General features: G+C 53.6%; 13 protein-coding genes and 1 other annotated feature. Of the genes, 8 read left to right on the top strand and 5 right to left on the bottom strand.

Annotation, left to right across the window (positions count from 1 at the left end; translation table 11 throughout):
• Nucleotides 1-102: 102 nt before the first annotated feature.
• Nucleotides 103-3255 (bottom strand): multidrug efflux RND transporter permease subunit AcrB, encoded by a 3153-nt coding sequence (gene acrB / locus J9880_RS02355; RefSeq protein ID WP_095924978.1) that lies wholly within the window; start codon nt 3253-3255, stop codon nt 103-105.
• A gap of 16 nt (nt 3256-3271) precedes the next feature.
• Nucleotides 3272-4447 carry an efflux RND transporter periplasmic adaptor subunit gene (locus J9880_RS02350; RefSeq protein WP_095924979.1) on the bottom strand — a complete coding sequence of 392 codons (1176 nt, stop codon included), beginning with the start codon at nt 4445-4447 and terminating at the stop codon, nt 3272-3274.
• Nucleotides 4448-4588: 141 nt separating this feature from the next.
• On the opposite strand from J9880_RS02350, the gene acrR reads away from it, so the two are divergent.
• Together acrR and mscK are read left to right on the top strand one after the other, a co-directional pair.
• Entirely contained in the window at nt 4589-5227 is a 639-nt protein-coding gene (gene acrR / locus J9880_RS02345; protein ID WP_095924980.1) for a multidrug efflux transporter transcriptional repressor AcrR, read from the top strand.
• Between the two features lie 171 nt (nt 5228-5398).
• Nucleotides 5399-8794: a mechanosensitive channel MscK gene (gene mscK / locus J9880_RS02340; RefSeq protein ID WP_119826765.1), complete on the top strand. Its 3396-nt coding sequence runs from the start codon at nt 5399-5401 to the stop codon at nt 8792-8794.
• A 60-nt stretch (nt 8795-8854) separates the two neighbouring features.
• On the opposite strand, the gene rsmS is transcribed toward mscK, so the two are convergent.
• Together rsmS and priC are read right to left on the bottom strand one after the other, a co-directional pair.
• A complete protein-coding gene (rsmS, locus tag J9880_RS02335; protein WP_015690305.1) occupies nt 8855-9028 on the bottom strand; it encodes a pleiotropic regulatory protein RsmS in 174 nt (57 codons plus the stop codon).
• Nucleotides 9029-9123: 95 nt separating this feature from the next.
• A complete protein-coding gene (priC, locus tag J9880_RS02330; protein WP_095924982.1) occupies nt 9124-9660 on the bottom strand; it encodes a primosomal replication protein PriC in 537 nt (178 codons plus the stop codon).
• A gap of 115 nt (nt 9661-9775) precedes the next feature.
• On the opposite strand from priC, the gene J9880_RS02325 reads away from it, so the two are divergent.
• Nucleotides 9776-10144 (top strand): DUF454 family protein, encoded by a 369-nt coding sequence (locus tag J9880_RS02325; RefSeq protein ID WP_095924983.1) that lies wholly within the window; start codon nt 9776-9778, stop codon nt 10142-10144.
• A 184-nt stretch (nt 10145-10328) separates the two neighbouring features.
• Nucleotides 10329-10880 carry an adenine phosphoribosyltransferase gene (apt, locus tag J9880_RS02320; RefSeq protein ID WP_013576602.1) on the top strand — a complete coding sequence of 184 codons (552 nt, stop codon included), beginning with the start codon at nt 10329-10331 and terminating at the stop codon, nt 10878-10880.
• Nucleotides 10881-10946: 66 nt separating this feature from the next.
• On the opposite strand, the gene J9880_RS02315 is transcribed toward apt, so the two are convergent.
• A complete protein-coding gene (locus J9880_RS02315; protein WP_232770031.1) occupies nt 10947-13010 on the bottom strand; it encodes an alpha-amylase in 2064 nt (687 codons plus the stop codon).
• Nucleotides 13011-13329: 319 nt separating this feature from the next.
• Here J9880_RS02315 and dnaX point away from each other — a divergent pair, with 319 nt between their 5' ends.
• The 4 genes from dnaX (at nt 13330) to htpG (ending at nt 18282) form a co-directional block, all read left to right on the top strand.
• On the top strand, nt 13330-15273 hold the full coding sequence (gene dnaX, locus J9880_RS02310; protein ID WP_095924985.1) for a DNA polymerase III subunit gamma/tau: 1944 nt from the start codon (nt 13330-13332) through the stop codon (nt 15271-15273).
• Nucleotides 14609-14673: a sequence feature (DnaX frameshifting element), on the top strand. (Overlaps the previous gene by 65 nt.)
• Nucleotides 15274-15314: 41 nt before the next feature.
• Nucleotides 15315-15644, top strand: coding sequence for a YbaB/EbfC family nucleoid-associated protein (locus J9880_RS02305; protein WP_013576599.1), 330 nt, complete (start codon nt 15315-15317; stop codon nt 15642-15644).
• Entirely contained in the window at nt 15644-16249 is a 606-nt protein-coding gene (gene recR / locus J9880_RS02300; RefSeq protein WP_095924987.1) for a recombination mediator RecR, read from the top strand. Before J9880_RS02305 ends, recR begins: the two co-directional genes overlap by 1 nt.
• Before the next feature lie 167 nt (nt 16250-16416).
• Complete coding sequence (htpG, locus tag J9880_RS02295; RefSeq protein WP_162928694.1) at nt 16417-18282, top strand: molecular chaperone HtpG; 1866 nt, start codon at nt 16417-16419, stop codon at nt 18280-18282.
• The last annotated feature ends 44 nt before the right edge of the window (nt 18283-18326 follow it).

Here is an 18326-nt window from a genome sequence, read left to right as displayed (position 1 = left end):
GTTATACTATAACAATAATTATGCACCCATCCGTTTTCATGTTCAAGTCGCAGACGAAAAAAAGGCCGCATAAGCGGCCTTTGGTCTGAACAGGTGATCCGGTTACAACGTCGGATGCTCTGTTTTGTGTGTATGTTCAATGTCCTCATTCTTCTTACCGAAGCGGCGACGAACCACCACGAAGAAGACCGGAACAAAGAAGATCGCCAGCAGTGTCGCCGTGATCATCCCGCCCATTACGCCCGTACCGACGGCGTTCTGTGAGCCGGAACCTGCACCTGAGCTGATAACCAGCGGCATTACACCGAGGATAAACGCCAGTGAGGTCATCAGGATCGGACGCAGACGCATACGAACCGCTTCGAGTGTTGACTCGATAAGACCTTTACCTTCTTTGTCCATCAGGTCTTTGGCGAACTCAACAATCAATATGGCGTTCTTCGCGGACAACCCGATGGTGGTCAGCAAACCTACCTGGAAGTAAACGTCGTTACTCAGCCCGCGCATTGTGGCCGCCAGAAGCGCACCGACTACCCCAAGCGGAACAACCAGCATAACGGAGAACGGTATTGACCAGCTCTCGTACAACGCTGCCAGACACAGGAAGACGACGATCAGGGAGATAGCATACAAGGCCGGAGCCTGGTTACCTGACAAACGTTCCTGATAGGACAGACCGGTCCAGTCATAGCCGATACCGCTTGGCAGTTTGGAAGCCAGAGATTCCATCATCTCCATTGCAGCACCCGAACTTTTACCCGGTGCTGGCTGACCCAGAATTTCCATTGATGGCAGACCGTTATAACGTTCCAGACGCGGTGAGCCGTATTCCCATTTCGCGCTCGAGAACGCTGAGAACGGCACCATCTGGCCTGCGCTGCCACGGACATACAGATTGTTGATGTCTGATGGCAACATACGGTATTTATTTTCAGCCTGGACGTACACTTTCTTCACACGACCACGGTCGATGAAGTCATTGACGTAGCTACCCCCCACCGATGCACCCAGAGTGGTGTTGATGTCGGAAATCGAAACACCCAATGCCGTTGCTTTTTCCTGATCAATTTCAATCTTGAACTGTGGAGTATCTTCCAGACCGTTCGGACGAACCTGAGTCAGCAAGTCCGGATGTTGAGCCACCATGCCCAGCAACTGGTTACGCGCTTGTGTCAGTTTGTCATGACCAAGGTTAGCCTGGTCGATCAGCTGGAAGTCGAAGCCCGTCGCCGTACCTAACTCAACAATCGCCGGTAAGTTGAACGGGAACACCAGTGCATCTTTAATGGTGCTGAACGCGCCCATCGCACGGCCTGCAATCGCAGGCACCTTGTTCTCAGCGCCGCTACGTTCTGACCAGTCTTTCAAACTGACGAACGCGATACCGGTGTTCTGACCCCGACCGGCGAAGCCAAAGCCGTTAACGGTAAACACGGAGTTCACGTTCGCTTTTTCTTTCGTCAGGTAGTAATCGGTGACTTCATCGAGCACTTTCTGCGTACGTTCCTGGGATGCACCTGCTGGCAACTGTGCCATGGTCAGGAATACACCCTGGTCTTCTTCCGGCAGGAATGAAGTTGGCAGGCGGATAAACAGGAATGCCATACCGACCACGATCAGCAGATAAATCACCAGATAACGACCGGTGCTGCGCAGAATGTTGCCTACGCTGTCGGTGTAGTGGTGCGTGCTCTGGTCGAATTTTTTGTTAAACCAGCCGAAGAAACCTTTCTTCTCGTGATGCTCACCTTTGGCAACCGGCTTAAGCATGGTCGCACAAAGAGCAGGCGTCAGGATCATCGCCACCAGAACAGACAGCACCATGGCGGAAACGATGGTGATGGAGAACTGACGGTAGATAACGCCGGTTGAACCGCCGAAGAAGGCCATCGGGATGAATACTGCAGACAGCACCATCGCGATCCCCACCAGAGCACCCTGGATCTGCTCCATAGATTTTTTGGTGGCTTCTTTTGGCGGCAGACCCTCTTCGACCATCACGCGTTCAACGTTCTCGACGACGACGATGGCGTCATCGACGAGCAGGCCTATCGCGAGCACCATCCCGAACATCGTCAGGGTGTTTATCGAATAGCCAAACGCTGCCAGAATTGCAAAGGTACCGAGCAGAACCACCGGAACCGCAATGGTCGGGATCAGGGTTGCGCGGAAGTTTTGCAGGAACAGGAACATCACCAGGAATACCAGGACGATGGCCTCGAACAGCGTTTTACCTACTTCTTTAATCGAGATTTTTACGAACGGCGTGGTGTCGTACGGGTAAACAATTTCTAAGCCAGCCGGGAAGAATGGCTCAAGTTTGTTCAGTGTCGCTTTTACAGACGCCGCGGTATTCAGGGCGTTCGCCCCGGTCGCCAGTTTGATACCTAAACCAGACGCGGGTTGTCCGTTGAAACGGGCAATAACGTCGTAGTTTTCACCACCCAGTTCAATCTTAGCCACATCTTTCAGGCGAACCTGAGAACCATCCTGATTCACTTTCAGAATGATTTTACCGAATTCATCCGGTGACTTCAGACGGGTCTGCGCCACGATGGATGAGTTCAGCTGCTGGCCCGGAACCGGTGGTGTACCACCGAGCTGGCCTGCTGCGATCTGGTTGTTCTGTACTTTGATGGCGTTGATGACATCTACCGGCGTCAGCTGGAAGTTGTTCAGTTTGTTCGGATCCATCCAGATACGCATCGCGTACTGAGCACCAAACAGCTGAACGTCGCCCACACCAGAAGTACGGCTGATCGGATCCTTAATGTTGGACCCGACGTAGTCGGCGATGTCATCCTGCGTCATGGAACCGTTATTGGAAATAAAGCCCGCTACCATCAGGAAGCTGCTGCTCGATTTCTCAACGGAGATACCCTGTTGCTGAACTTCCTGCGGCAGTAACGGTGTTGCCAGCTGCAGTTTGTTCTGAACCTGTACCTGTGCGATATCCGCATCAGTACCGGAAGCGAAGGTCAGGGTGATCTGAACCGTACCGGACGAATCACTGGTCGACGACATGTACATCATGTTGTCGATACCGTTCATGTTCTGTTCGATAACCTGGGTGACGGTATCCTGTACCGTCTGCGCATCTGCGCCCGGATAGGTTGCGGTCAGCTGGATAGCCGGTGGCGCAACGGTGGGATACTGTGCAATTGGCAATTTAAGAATTGCCAATCCCCCTGCCAACATGATGATGATCGCAATTACCCATGCAAAGATGGGACGATCTATAAAAAACTTAGCCATGAATTACCGGCTCCTATTAAGACTTCGTCGCTGTAGCGGGCGCTGCTGCGTTTTGATCGACTTCCTGTGCAGTAACCTGTACGCCTGGCTTAATTTTTTGCAGACCTGTCACGATAATTTTATCGCCACTTTTCAGACCGTCGGTCACAACCCACTTATCGCCAATTGCCTGCGTTGTGGTCACTGTACGAAGTTCAACTTTGTTATCCGCACCAACCACCATCGCTGTGGCATCACCGCGTGGGTTACGGGTGATCCCTTGCTGAGGAACCAGCAGAGCGTTGTTGTTAATCCCTTCATCCAGACGCGCGCGCACAAACATACCTGGCAGCAGTGCATCATTTGGGTTCGGGAAGATAGCGCGTAACGTAATGGAACCGGTGGTTTCATCCACAGTGACATCAGAGAATTCTAATGTACCCGGCTGTGAATATTCTTTACCGTTATCCATCAGCAGTTTGACTTGCGCTTTGCCGTCGGCTTGTTTCAGTGAACCGTCAGCCAGTTCCTGTTTCAGACGCAGGAAATCATTGCTGGACTGGGTAACGTCAACATAGATAGGGTCGAGTTGTTGCACGGTCGCCAGTGCCGTGGTCTGGCCGTTAGATACCAGCGCACCTTCTGTCACCGACGATTTACCGATACGTCCGCTGATAGGGGAGGTCACTTTGGTGTAAGCCAGATTGATGCGGGCAGATTCAACCGCCGCTTTTGCACTGACCACGGCGGCATCAGCCTGTGCGGCAGTGGCAACAGCCGTATCGTAATCTTGTTTACTGATGTAGTTAGTGCCGAGCAGTGGCTTATAACGGGTTACCGTCAGACGGGAAATTTGGGCATTGGCCTGAGCTTTTACCAGATCGCCTTTAGCGCTGTCATACGCGGCCTGATAAGTGGCCGGATCAATTTGATATAACGAGGTCCCGGCTTTGATGTCGCTGCCTTCAACGAAGTTGCGTTTGAGAATGATGCCGCCAACCTGCGGACGTACTTCAGCAATGCGGAAAGCAGCAGTACGACCAGGAAGTTCGGTAGTCACATTAAGCGGTTCTGTTTTCAGGGTAACGACGCCAACCTGCGGAGCATGTGGCGCACCTTGTTGAGCTTCTTTATCGTTACATCCTGTAAGTGCTAAGCTTCCGGATAGCATCAGAACTACCGCCAGAGGCGTTAACCCTCTGTTTTTGTTCATAAATAAACCTCAAGTGTCCGATTTCAAATTGTCCAATGGATCACAACATTCCAAATCCATTGCTGCGCTTTTAGTATGTGCGTGCTATGTTACATACATTCAAGAATGTATGTAAATCAAACTCCCCTTAAAGATAAACCTATGGCACGAAAAACCAAATCACAGGCGCTGGAAACCAGACAACAGATTCTGGATGCTGCTGTGCGTGAGTTTTCTGCCCGTGGGGTATCGTCGACATCACTGACTGATATTGCGAATGCAGCCGGTGTGACGCGGGGCGCAATTTATTGGCATTTCAGGAACAAAGTGGAACTGTTTAACGCGATCTGGGAAGCCTATGAGTCGCGGATAAAAGTGCTCGAAGTAGAGTATCAGACAAAGTTTCCGAATAATCCACTGCGTATTTTACGTGAAATCCTAATTTACATTCTGGTCGCCACTGTCACCGATAGCCAACGTAAAGCATTGATGGAGATTATATTCCATAAATGTGAATTTGTTGGGGAGATGACGTCCGTTCATGAAGCGCGCAAAGCGTTATACATGGAGGGATACGGCAAAATCGAACGTATTCTTGTGCGCTGTATTGAAGAAAAACAGCTGCCTGCCGATCTCGATACCCGTCAGGCCGCCATTATTTTACGCGCTTATCTCACCGGCCTGATGGAAAACTGGCTATTTATTCCCGAAAGCTTTGATCTGGAAGGGAATGCCGGAAAGTTTGTTGATACCTATATTGATATGCTGCGCCATTCTGCCTTTCTGACCCTCGCCAAATAACGCTGTAATACTTTTCCCGCAATTAATAAGTCTGCAAATTGAGTGTTTTTGTGGCGATAAAATCACCACGGCAGTGTTGTATTCAGATACGCTTTTCTCCTTTCTTTCATCACCAACGCTGCTATTGTCGTCAGCATATTATTCATTCAGTAAATGAGTCGACGCTGACGTATGTTTATCCGGTTTCTGGCCGCACCTTCCCATGAGATTTCACTCCTGCAAAGAAGGGAAATACTGCGCATTTTCACCTTTATGCTGTGCGTGACTTTATTCCTTTTCTCGTTTTCCGGTCATGCCGCCAGTAATGATGTGCCGGGCCGCAATGAAATCCAGAATCAGCTTGATGCACTCAACCGTCAAAAAAACCTGACACCGGTTGATAAGCTTTCGCAGCAGGATTTGATCCACACGCTGGAATATCTGGATGCGCTAGAACGGGTGAAACAGGATGCCAGTCAGTTGCAAAAACAGGTCGCCGAAGCGCCGCAAAAACTGCGGGTGGCGATGGAAGGTCTCGACCAGATCAAAAACAACCCCAAAGATGACGTCAATAAAGCGCAGCTTGCCGCGTTATCCCTGCGTCAGCTGGAAAACCGTCTTAACGATACCCTCGACGATCTTCAGTCTTCTCAGGAAGATTTATCGACGTACAACACCCAGCTGATTTCGCTGCAAACCCAGCCCGAACGCGTGCAGAACGCGATGTACACCTATTCGCTGGCGATCCAGAAAATTCGTAATCAGCTCAACGGGATGTCGCCGGGCCAGCAGGATTTACGCAACTCACAGCAAAATATGCTGGTCACCCAGCAGGCGCTGCTGAGCGCGCAGATTGATCTCCAGCGCAAGAGTCTGGAGGCCAACACTACCTTGCAGGATTTGCTGCAAAAACAACGTGATTACACCAATGCGCACATCAACCAGCTGGAGCATACCGCGCAGTTGCTGCAGGAAGTGGTGAACGGCAAACGGCTGATTTTGTCTGAACGCACGGCGAAAGAGGCACAAACGCCGGACGACACCTCGGATATCCAAAATGATCCGCTGGTGGCGCAGGAACTGGGGATTAACCGCCAGCTCAGCGAACGCCTGATTGCCGCAACAGAAGAGGGCAATCAGCTGGTACAAAAAAATATCACGGTGAAAAACTGGCTCGACCGCTCGGCGCAGGCTGAGCACGATCTGAAGGAGCAAATCACCGTGCTGAAAGGCAGCTTATTGCTGTCACGCATTTTGTATCAGCAACAGCAAAATACCATTCCGCCGTCCGGCCTGATGACCGATATGAGCACGCGGATTGCTGATTTGCGCCTGGAGCAGTTCACCATTAACCAGCAACGTGACGCCTTATTTCAGGGCGACAGTTACATTCAGGGCGTGGTGAGCAACAGCAAAGAGACGATCAATGACGACATCAGTGATGCGCTCGACCAGATTGTTGATATGCGCCGTGAACTGCTGGATCAGCTGAACAAGCAACTCGGCAATCAGCTTTCTCTGGCCATCAATTTACAGATTAACCAGCAGCAGTTGCTGAGCATCAACCAGTCGCTGACAGAAACGCTGACGCAGCAGATATTCTGGGTCAGCAGTAACAAACCGATGAACTGGGAGTTTCTGAAATCTCTGCCCGGTGAAGTGAAAAGTCAGCTCAGCGGTCTGCACGTCAGTATTCCTCCGGGCGAACTGATGCTCGGGGCGCTGCATTCTCTGCCGGTGACGGTTCCGCTGCTTTGCGCCATTCTGCTGCTGTGGTGGCGCAGGAAATACATCAACCAGCGGATCGACATGCTGAGCAACGATGTCGGACAGCTCAAACGTGACAGCCAGCTGCATACGCCGCAGGCGCTGCTTTTGGTGGCGCTGAATGTGCTGCCGGGCGTGCTGCTGACGCTGGGAATTGGTTACTGGCTTTCCCAGTGCGATATCGAACCAAGCGACTTTTTGTGGACGCTGGCGCAGCGGCTGGCGGTCTTCCAGATGGTGATGGGCTTCTGCTATCGCATTCTTAAACCGGGTGGCATCAATGAGCGGCATTTCAGTATGCCAGCCACCACCTGCGCGCATTACCGCCGTTCTGTGATCCGACTGAGTCTGGTGATGTTGCCGCTGATTTTCTGGTCGGTGCGGGGCGAAAAAGCGCCGCTCGGGCTGGTGGATGACATTATCGGGCAGGTGGTGATTTTCCTGACGTTGCTCGCCCTGACCGTGCTGGTGTTTCCGATTGCCCGCGATGGCTGGCGCGAAAAAGACTCGCACAGCATCCGTCTGGTGGTGGTCACCGCTATCGCGCTGGCCCCGGCGTTTATGGTCGGACTGGTGGTCACCGGTTACTTCTATACCACGCTGCGGCTGGCGGGGCGCTGGATTGACAGCCTTTACCTGCTGATTTTCTGGAATGTCATTTATCTCACCGCGTTGCGGGGATTGAGCGTGGCCGCGCGGCGTCTGGCTTACCGTCGTGCGCTGGCACGCCGCCAGACCGCGGCGGTGAAAGATGGCCTGGAAGGCAATGAACCGGTTGAAGAACCGCAGATCGGGCTGGATCAGATCAACCAGCAATCGCTGCGTCTGACCACCATGGGACTGTTCTTTATTTTCGCCACCGTGTTTTACTGGATCTGGTCAGATTTACTGACGGTGATTTCGTATCTCGACAGCATCACGTTATGGCATTACTCCAGCACGGTGGCGGGCGCAGCCATTCAGCAAACCGTGACTCTGGGGAATTTACTGCTCGGTTTCCTTGCGGTGATTGTGGCGTACGTCTTAACCCGCAACCTGCCGGGATTGCTGGAAGTGGTGGTGTTGTCGCGGTTGCAACTGCGGCAGGGGACGTCATACGCCATCACCACCATCCTGACTTATTCCATCACGGTAATTGGTGCGGTGACGGCACTCGGATCGCTCGGTGTCTCATGGGATAAACTGCAATGGCTGGTGGCGGCGCTGTCGGTCGGGCTGGGCTTTGGCTTGCAGGAAATCTTCGCCAACTTTGTTTCGGGGCTGATTATCCTGTTCGAACGCCCGGTGCGTATCGGCGATACCGTGACGATCGGCACCTTCTCCGGCACGGTCAGCCGTATCCGTATCCGCGCGACCACGATTATCGACTTCGACCGCAAGGAAGTGATCATCCCGAACAAAGCCTTTGTGACCGAGCGGCTGATCAACTGGTCACTGAGTGATACCGTCACCCGTGTGCTGATCAAACTCGGCGTGGCCTACGGATCTGATCTCGACAAAGTGAAAGAGATTCTGTTGCAGGCGGCGCATGAAAATACCCGCGTGATGAGTGATCCGGCGCCGCTGGTGTTCTTCCTGAATTTCGGTGCCAGTACGCTCGATCATGAATTGCGGGTGTATGTGCGTGAGCTGGGCGACCGCAGTTATACCGTGGACGAGCTTAACCGCAGCATTGATAAGTTGTGCCGTGAAAACGGCATCAACATTGCGTTCAATCAGCTGGAAGTGTACCTGCATAACCAGGACGGTCACGACGTGCAGGAGGTCAAACGGGTCATGCGGCAGCCGGGCGATGAACCGGATGCGATGCCACAGAGCTGAACCTGTTCGTGCCATTCAGGGGAATGCGATAAGTTCCCCTGAAACAGGCAGCCGGACGGCTTAAAGGTAACTGATCGACAGGGTGCTTTTGCTGTTTTTCAGCTTTTCCTGATAATCGCGCTGAACGATTTCCAGTGCTGCAAGAGCCGTTTCCGGGGCAATTTCATTGCACTCAAGCAGGTAAATCAAATCGACAGCAAGCTGAAGTTCGGGGGGCGCATTCTCTACGGACATATTGGCCAACATTATGATTAGCAGGTTTTGGACTTACCATTATAGATAAGAAAAGCCCGGCTCTGAATGCCGGATTAAAAAAATGTGATAAAGATTCAAAAACCTTTTTCCTGACGCTCGATTTGTCTCTCTATTTTAGCCAGCGCCTGACGACAGCGCATTAAACGCCCTTCCAGTGCCGCAAGTTCCTTCTGTACCCGCTGCTGATCGCTGAACGTCGCCAGCTGACCGAGCGTGGTTTCGCGGTCTTCAATCATCGCAATCAGACGTCGCTCGAACTGCTGTGTTTCCGCCAGTTTGGTATAATTATCATGGCTTTTACGCTCCGGAGTCTGGTGCGTTTTACGCAGCGTCTGGGTCGCCAGTTCACGCTGCATGGCGGTAATCTGGGCCACCAGACGTTCGGCAATAAAAGCCACCTGCGCAGAACGTTTTTCGACGACTTCCTGATTCAGTTGCTGCAAATTGGTCTTAATTTCTGCCAGATAATCGCGCAGACGGGTGCCTTTGGTGGAAAAAAGTGCCACATCAAACCGGGCCTGCGAGGCGGAAACGTGACCTATCGGTTCAATTTCCCGCGCCAGTGTTTCGATCTGCTGATCAAGGACATGTAAAATTCGTTCAGTGCTCACCGATAATCTCCCTTAAACTCCGGCGTAGCTTACCGGTATGACAGCCTCTGCGCACTTGTTTACACTGAGAAACCGCAAACCGGGCAAGGTGCCTGTTTTAAACCGAAGGAAATGCATGAAACGCATACTACTGATTACTGTTGGCTGGTTGTGCGTGGTGCTGGCGACGCTTGGCGTGGTGTTACCGCTGTTGCCGACCACGCCGTTTTTATTGCTGGCCGCCTGGTGCTTCGCCCGCTCGTCGCCGCGTTTTCATCACTGGCTTTTGCACCGCTCCTGGTTTGGCAGCTATCTGCGACACTGGCAGACATACCGCGCGTTACCGAAAGGGGCGAAACCTAAAGCGGTCGCGCTGATCGTCGTAACCTTCGCGATTTCGATCTATTTCGTGCCGTTATTATGGGTGCGTATTTTATTGGTTTGCATGATGTTTGCGTTGCTGATCATGATGTGGCGATTACCAGTGGTTGACCTTGAGCAATAAAACAGGCGATCATGTCCGGCTGCGGGTTGCTTTTTAAAGCAGCTTTGCATAGATTTGGGCATCTCGTACGTCGGTGCGCTCCCAATTTCCTTCCTTGAACGACATGCTTTATCAGGGCATGACGGGGGACATTTGACCGCCCGCGTTTAAGTATGAACAGCAGCTTTATCAGGCAATTAACATTATGACCGCTACCGCACAGCAGCTACAGTTTATTAAAGACAGTATCAAAACCATCCCTGACTATCCTAAGCCAGGCATACTGTTCCGTGACGTCACCAGCTTGCTGGAAGACCCAAAAGCTTACGCTGCAAGCATTCAGTTACTGGCCGATCGTTACCGCGATGCCGGTGTCACCAAAGTGGTGGGCACTGAAGCACGTGGCTTCCTGTTTGGCGCACCGGTTGCGCTGGTTCTGGGCGTGGGCTTTGTTCCCGTGCGTAAACCGGGCAAGTTACCGCGTGAAACCATCAGCGAAACCTACGATCTGGAATACGGCACTGACAGCCTTGAAATCCACGTTGATGCCATTCAGCCTGGCGAAAAAATCCTGGTGATCGACGATTTGCTGGCAACGGGTGGCACGATTGAAGCCACTGCGAAACTGATCCGCCGTCTGGGTGGGGAAGTGACCGATGCGGCATTCATCATCAACCTGCCGGAACTGGGCGGTGAAAAACGCCTGAACGATTCAAATATCAACTGCTACAGCCTGGTCTGTTTCGACGGCCACTGATTGATGTAAAAAGTTGATGTGAACTGGCCTCGCCGTTAAACGCGAGGCCATTTGCTTTCTGCGCCGCTATTTTCCGCTATCTCCTGCCCAGACCACCATCACCTTATCGTCATCCCGCTGACGGCTGAAGGCGTAATATTGCGCTGTCTGCTGCGATTTCTGCACCCCTGCGCCCACCGCCGGATGCTGCTCCCTGAATTTCCCCAACGTCTGCCAGTGCGTGAGTAACGCCTGTTTCGCGCCGGTCAGTTCATTCCAGTTCATGTCAGAGCGGGTGCCCTGCAAAGGATCGGAGCCCGTCGGGCCGGACTGACGCCCGCTTTCGTCGCCGTAATAAATCTGCACCGCGCCCGGAGCCAGCAGTAACAAATCGGCTGCACGCTGTTGTAAGGGCAGAGAACCTTTGGCATCGGCCGCAAAAAACAGCCGCGTATCGTGTGACGACAGATAACTCAGCACATTGAAATCCTGCATTTTCTCTGCCATCTGCTGATACGTCGCATCGATATTTGCAAAACAACTCAGCGCCGCCGCAGCCTGATCCTGAAAATCAAAGTTGATCATGGCGTCGAAGCCATTGTCGTAATAATCGCTTTTCATTACGCCGTGACCCCAGGCTTCACCGGTCATCCAGAACGGCGCATCATCCAGTGCTTGTTCAGGATGGGCCGCTTTCCACTGTTTCAGGGCTTCTGCGGAACGGGTTTTGAGTAATGCCAGTGTCGGTTTCTCCACGTGTTTGGCGGTATCGACGCGGAATCCGTCAATGCCGTAATCCCGCACCCACTGGCTGAGCCAGGTGACCAGATAGTCGCGCGGTGTCGCCCCGGCAATCTCTCTGGCGGCGGTATCGGGCTTGTGGCGATAGAAAACGGGCAGGCCGCTGGCTTGCGTGGATTCGGTTTTAATGTCCGGCAGGAACGCCAGCGACATGGTCAGATCGTCATAACCCGGCGGGTGATAATCGCCGATATCGGTGCGGATCCATTTTTTTCCCCACCAGGTGCTCCAGCCCTCTTTGTCGCCAAAATTGATGTAATCATTAAAGCTGTGCCAGTTCTGGCCGGGGCCGGGTTGCCAGTCCGTCCAGTTTTTACCGAGTGTTTTTTCGATGTCGTTGCCTTTCAGGTACAAGGCACCGAAATGGAAGGTTTGCATATCCGCCAGCGTGGCGTAGCCGGTGTGATTGACCACCACATCAAACAAAATGCGGATCCCGCGCTTATGCGCTTCGCTGACCAGTTTCTGCAAATCTTCGCCGGTACCCATATTGGCATCGAGTTTGGTCCAGTCGAGGGTGTAATAGCCGTGATAGGCATAATGCGGGAAATCGCCTTTGGTGCCGCCGCCGACCCAGCCGTGGATTTGCTCCAGCGGCGAGCTTATCCACAGCGCGTTCACGCCGAGCTTTTGCAGATAATCCAGCTTGCGGGTCAGTCCGGCCAGATCGCCGCCGTGGAAAGTGCCGATGTCCTGCATTCCGTCACGGTGACGGCCATAGCTGTGATCGTTATCCGGATTGCCGTTTTCAAAACGATCGGTCAGCACGAAATACACCGTGGCGTTTTTCCAACTGAACGCCGCAGGTTTTTTACGCGCTGCCGCTTCCAGCAGCAATAAACCGCCGCTGGCCGGAGCCGGCAGCATCGTGATGTGGCCGCCGCTGACCTGTGCGCTCTGACCAGAATAAAAATCGCGGACCGTTTCTCCTTCGGCAAAGGTGCCGGAAACGTCAACCGTCAGTGGCTTGCCGTCCCGTCGCGGACAGGTTTTTGCTACCGCCGCGACGGCTTCCTGCGCCGTTTTCAGGCTCAGCTGAAGCGTGGGGGTGCCGCTGCGGGTATCGATCCGCACCTGATAATCACCGGCGCGGAACTGTTTCCAGTGCGCCGGCGGGTTGTTTTCACAGGGTTGCAGCGACAGCATTTCGTTAAGCTTTACCGCACCCGAAGGCTGCCAGCATTGATTATCCTGATGTAATTCCAGCGTGCGCTGTCCTTTAGGTAACGCGGCGTTGCTGGTGAATATTCCGCTGACAGGTTCGGCAAACGCAGGGAAACCTTGCAGCGTCCAGCTGGCCTGTACGGCGGGGGATACGAGCAGTAATAAAGGCAGTGTCAGGCGTTTCATGGCTCTCCTTGACGGGGCAGAAAGCATTATCAGAACAGAGGGGATTCAGTGTAATCCGTGTGCAAAATTTGCCCTCATCCCCCGGGGCGAATTGTCAGGAGGAGGAGGAAGGCGGAGAAACGGCGGCGTGCCGGGCAAAAAGTAAAGTAATAGGAATGATGGCGACCCTGCTGGTACACTAAGAAGTGGCAGTCTGGCTCCGGCATCATTATGCTGAGTCTTCAGTCTCCGTTTCGCAGACCAGCGCAGAAAGACGGGTTAAACGATGTTTTTTCGTGTATCGTCAAATTATTCATTATAAATCAACGATGAAGTGTTAATGAGCTATCAGGTTCTTGCCCGTAAGTGGCGCCCCCAAACTTTTGCCGACGTCGTCGGACAGGAACATGTGCTGACCGCGCTGGCCAACGGCCTGTCGCTCGGGCGCATCCATCACGCCTACTTGTTTTCCGGTACCCGTGGCGTAGGGAAAACCACCATCGCCCGTCTGCTGGCGAAAGGGCTTAACTGCGAAACCGGCATTACGTCCACACCTTGTGGCGTATGCGATAACTGCCGCGAAATCGAGCAGGGCCGCTTTGTCGATCTGATTGAAATCGACGCCGCTTCCCGTACCAAAGTGGAAGACACCCGCGAACTGCTTGATAACGTGCAATACGCACCGGCGCGTGGCCGCTTCAAAGTTTACCTGATTGACGAAGTGCACATGCTCTCGCGTCACAGCTTTAACGCGCTGTTGAAAACGCTGGAAGAGCCGCCTTCGCACGTCAAATTCCTGCTGGCAACGACAGATCCGCAAAAACTGCCGGTCACTATTTTATCGCGTTGTTTGCAGTTCCATCTGAAAGCGCTGGACGCTGAACAGATCCGCAAACAGCTCGAACACGTATTAACGCAGGAAACCATCACCACGGAACCGCGCGCCTTGCAGCTGCTGGCCCGCGCGGCCGACGGCAGTATGCGTGATGCCCTGAGCCTGACCGATCAGGCGATCGCGATGGGGCAGGGTGCGGTCACTACCGACACCGTGGCACAAATGCTCGGTACGCTTGACGATGAACAGCCGCTGGCGATGCTTGAAGCGCTGGTCAGCGCCGATGGCGGTCAGATGATGGCGCAGGTCGAACAGGCCGCGTCGCGAGGCGTGGACTGGGAAAACCTGCTGATAGAAACGCTGGCGCTGCTGCACCGCATTGCGATGGTTCAGCTCCTGCCGTCCGTTCTCGATAATCATTACGCCGCGATTGAACAACGTCTGCGTGAGCTGGCGCGTGTCATTCCGCCAGCTGACGTGCAGCTTTATTACCAGACGTTGCTGATTGGCCGCAAAGAGCTGGCGTACGCGCCGGACAAACGCATGGGCGTTGAAATGACGCTGCTGCGCGCGCTGGCCTTCCACCCGAAAGTGATCATTGCTGAACCGGCACCGCAACCGGCAGCCGCACCGGCGTATGTGGCACCCCAGCCCGTACATCAGGCGCCGCCGCAACAGCCAACACCGCAAAATTATAATGCCCCGCCGCCGCAGGGAAGTACCGAACCGGCGGCGATGCCAGATTCCACCGCGCAACTTTTACAGGCGCGAACACAATTGCTCAGGCAGGGGAGTACCACCCCAAAAAAAGCTGAGCCGGCAGCGCCAGGAAAAGCGCGGCCGGCAACCTCAGCACTGGAGCGCCTCGCTTCGGTGACTGAACGTGCGCAGACATTGGCGGTGAAGAAAGAACCTGCCGCGCCGATAAAAGAAGAAGCCTATCGCTGGAAAGCGATGATGGAACCGGAAGCTGCGCCTGAACCGGTGGCGACACCGAAAGCGTTGCGTACCGCGCTGGAACATGAAAAATCGCCGGAACTGGCTTCCCGTCTGGCGGAAGAAGCGATTGAACGCGATGAATGGGCGGCTGACATCAGCCGGATGACCATTCCGAAACTGGTGCAGCAACTGGCGCTGAATGCCTACCGCGAGCAACCGGAGCCGGGAAAAATCTGCCTGCATCTGCGTTCATCGCAAAAACATCTGAATTCGCCGTCCGCGCAGAAAGTGCTGACGGATGCCTTGTCGGCATTGCATCAGACGCCGGTTGAACTGACCGTGCTGGAAGATGATAATCTGGCGGTGAAGACGCCGCTGGAATGGCGACAGGCCATTTATGAAGAAAAACTGGCGCAGGCGCGTCAGTCTATTATTGCGGATAACAACATCCAGACCCTGCGTCGTTTCTTCGATGCGGAGCTGGATGAAGAAAGTATCCGCCCAATTTAAACGCCGCGATTGTGACGCGGCCATTGCTGAGAGAGAAGACTATGTTTGGAAAAGGCGGCATTGGTAACCTGATGAAACAGGCCCAGCAAATGCAGGAAAAAATGCAACAGGCTCAGGCGGAAATCGCTCAGCTGGAAGTGACCGGTGAGTCAGGCGCTGGCCTGGTGAAAATCACCATCAACGGTGCGCACAACGTGCGTCGCGTTGAAATTGATCCAAGCCTGCTGGAAGACGATAAAGACATGCTGGAAGACCTGATCGCTGCGGCGTTCAACGATGCCGCACGTCGTATCGATGAAACTCAGAAAGAAAAAATGGCAGCCGTATCTGGCGGCATGCAATTGCCACCAGGCTTTAAGATGCCGTTCTGATGCAAACCAGCCCTCTCCTTGAATCTTTAATGGAGGCGTTGCGTTGCCTGCCGGGCGTTGGCCCGAAGTCCGCGCAACGTATGGCATTTCAGCTGCTGCAACGTGATCGCAGCGGCGGAATGCGGCTGGCGCAGTCTTTAACGCGTGCCATGTCTGAAATCGGCCACTGTGCCGATTGCCGTACTTTTACCGAGCAGGAAATCTGTACCATTTGCGCCAATCCACGGCGTAAAGAAAACGGCCAGATTTGCGTGGTGGAAAGCCCGGCGGACATTCACGCGATAGAACAAACCGGTCAGTTCTCCGGTCGCTATTTTGTGCTGATGGGCCACCTGTCACCGCTTGATGGCATCGGGCCTGACGACATCGGTTTAGGCCGTCTGGAAGAGCGTCTTGAAAGTGAAAACATTCAGGAAGTGATCCTCGCGACTAACCCGACGGTCGAAGGTGAAGCGACCGCCAACTACATCGCTGAAATGTGCGGCCAGTACGGCGTGCTGGCGAGCCGCATCGCGCACGGTGTGCCGGTCGGTGGCGAACTGGATATGGTGGACGGCACCACGCTGTCACATTCCCTTGCCGGGCGTAATCCCTTCCGGTTCTGACTGTTATGCGGGCGCGGTCTTCTGCGCCCCGTTTTCTTCCGCTATCCCTCTGCATTTCTTCCTAAAAATTTGTCCCTGTGCTTGAAAAGCACGACGCCTAACCCCACTTATTCCTCAACGTCTGATTTGGTCAATAACAGTATCTGGATTGAGGTAATTTGATGAGTATGAAAGGACAAGAGACACGCGGATTCCAGTCTGAAGTAAAACAACTTCTTCATCTGATGATCCACTCCCTGTATTCAAACAAAGAAATTTTCCTGCGCGAGCTGATCTCCAACGCCTCAGATGCGGCGGATAAACTGCGTTTCCGCGCCCTGTCAGCCCCTGAACTCTATGAAGGTGACGGCGAACTGCATGTGCGTCTGGCGTTTGACAAAGAAAAACGCACCCTGACGCTGAGCGATAACGGCATCGGCATGAGCCGTGACGAAGTTATCGATAACCTCGGGACAATCGCCAAATCCGGCACCAAAGCCTTCCTGCAATCCGTCGGTTCCGAGCAGGCGAAAGACAGCCAGCTGATCGGTCAGTTCGGTGTCGGTTTCTATTCTGCCTTTATCGTGGCGGATAAAGTGACCGTGCGCACCCGTGCAGCCGGTGCCAGCGCCGAAGAAGGCGTATTCTGGGAATCGGCCGGTGAAGGCGAGTACACCCTGGCAGATATCGAGAAAGCCGATCGCGGAACGGAAATCACCCTGCATCTGCGCGAAGATCAGGACGAATTCCTGGATGACTGGCGCGTGCGTTCCATCATCAGCAAGTACTCTGACCATATTGCATTGCCGGTTGAAGTGGAAACCCGCAACGAAGAAGACGGTACCGTCACCTGGGAACAGATCAACAAGGCGCAGGCTTTGTGGACCCGCGGTAAAGCGGAAGTCACCGACGAAGAATACAAAGAGTTCTACAAACACATTTCCCATGATTTCAGCGATCCGCTGAGCTGGAGCCACAACCGCGTTGAAGGTAAGCAGGAATACACCAGCCTGCTGTATATCCCTTCACAGGCACCGTGGGATATGTGGAACCGTGATCACAAGCATGGCCTGAAACTCTATGTTCAGCGCGTGTTCATCATGGACGAAGCCGAGCAGTTCATGCCGAACTACCTGCGTTTTGTTCGTGGTCTGATAGATTCCAACGATCTGCCGCTGAACGTGTCCCGTGAAATTCTGCAGGACAGCCGTATTACCCAGAACCTGCGCAGTGCGCTGACCAAACGTGTTCTGCAAATGCTGGAAAAACTGGCGAAAGACGACAACGAAAAATACCTGCAATTCTGGAAACAGTTTGGTCTGGTATTGAAAGAAGGCCCGGCAGAAGACGGCGCGAACAAAGAAACGATCGCCAAACTGCTGCGTTTCGCCAGCACCCGCAACGACAGCAGCGAGCAGACATTGTCGCTGGAAGAGTATGTGGCGTCGATGGTCGAAGGCCAGGATAAAATTTACTACATCACAGCCGACAGCTATGCCGCCGCGAAGAGCAGCCCGCATCTGGAACTGTTCCGCAAAAAAGGCATTGAAGTTCTGCTGCTGTCTGACCGCATCGACGAATGGATGATGAGCTATCTGACTGAGTTTGATGGCAAAGTCTTCCAGTCCGTCAGCAAGGCCGATGACACACTGGACAAACTGGCTGACGAAAGCGAAGAGCAGAAAGAAGCCGAAAAAGCGCTGGAACCGTTCGTTGAGCGCGTGAAAACGCTGCTGGGTGAACGTGTGAAAGACGTGCGTCTGACGCATCGCCTGACCGACACGCCAGCCATCGTCACCACCGGCGCCGACGAAATGACCACGCAGATGGCAAAACTGTTTGCCGCAGCCGGTCAGGACGCGCCGGAAGTGAAATACATCTTTGAACTGAACCCGGAACACGCGCTGGTGAAACGTGCTTCTGATGTGGCTGACGAAGATCAGTTCAGCGAATGGATCGAGCTGTTGCTGGATCAGGCGCTGTTCGCCGAACGCGGCACGCTGGAAGATCCAAACCTGTTTATCCGCCGTATGAACACGCTGTTGCAGGCGTAATCGTCTGATGTACTAGTCATCTGATGTAACAGAAAGGGTGTCGT

Source organism: Rahnella victoriana (assembly GCF_021276285.1).
Classification (GTDB): Bacteria; Pseudomonadota; Gammaproteobacteria; order Enterobacterales; family Enterobacteriaceae; genus Rahnella; species Rahnella victoriana.
Note: the sequence above shows the minus strand (reverse complement) of the source record. Positions and strands in the feature narration are given on the sequence as shown.

What these genes read in the sequence shown, in the direction of transcription:
- acrB (WP_095924978.1), bottom strand. Translation starts at nt 3,255, where the DNA reads ATGGCTAAGTTTTTTATAGATCGTCCCATCTTTGCATGGGTAATTGCG.
- J9880_RS02350 (WP_095924979.1), bottom strand. Translation starts at nt 4,447, where the DNA reads ATGAACAAAAACAGAGGGTTAACGCCTCTGGCGGTAGTTCTGATGCTA.
- acrR (WP_095924980.1), top strand. Translation starts at nt 4,589, where the DNA reads ATGGCACGAAAAACCAAATCACAGGCGCTGGAAACCAGACAACAGATT.
- mscK (WP_119826765.1), top strand. Translation starts at nt 5,399, where the DNA reads ATGTTTATCCGGTTTCTGGCCGCACCTTCCCATGAGATTTCACTCCTG.
- rsmS (WP_015690305.1), bottom strand. Translation starts at nt 9,028, where the DNA reads ATGTCCGTAGAGAATGCGCCCCCCGAACTTCAGCTTGCTGTCGATTTG.
- J9880_RS02325 (WP_095924983.1), top strand. Translation starts at nt 9,776, where the DNA reads ATGAAACGCATACTACTGATTACTGTTGGCTGGTTGTGCGTGGTGCTG.
- apt (WP_013576602.1), top strand. Translation starts at nt 10,329, where the DNA reads ATGACCGCTACCGCACAGCAGCTACAGTTTATTAAAGACAGTATCAAA.
- J9880_RS02315 (WP_232770031.1), bottom strand. Translation starts at nt 13,010, where the DNA reads ATGAAACGCCTGACACTGCCTTTATTACTGCTCGTATCCCCCGCCGTA.
- dnaX (WP_095924985.1), top strand. Translation starts at nt 13,330, where the DNA reads ATGAGCTATCAGGTTCTTGCCCGTAAGTGGCGCCCCCAAACTTTTGCC.
- J9880_RS02305 (WP_013576599.1), top strand. Translation starts at nt 15,315, where the DNA reads ATGTTTGGAAAAGGCGGCATTGGTAACCTGATGAAACAGGCCCAGCAA.
- recR (WP_095924987.1), top strand. Translation starts at nt 15,644, where the DNA reads ATGCAAACCAGCCCTCTCCTTGAATCTTTAATGGAGGCGTTGCGTTGC.
- htpG (WP_162928694.1), top strand. Translation starts at nt 16,417, where the DNA reads ATGAAAGGACAAGAGACACGCGGATTCCAGTCTGAAGTAAAACAACTT.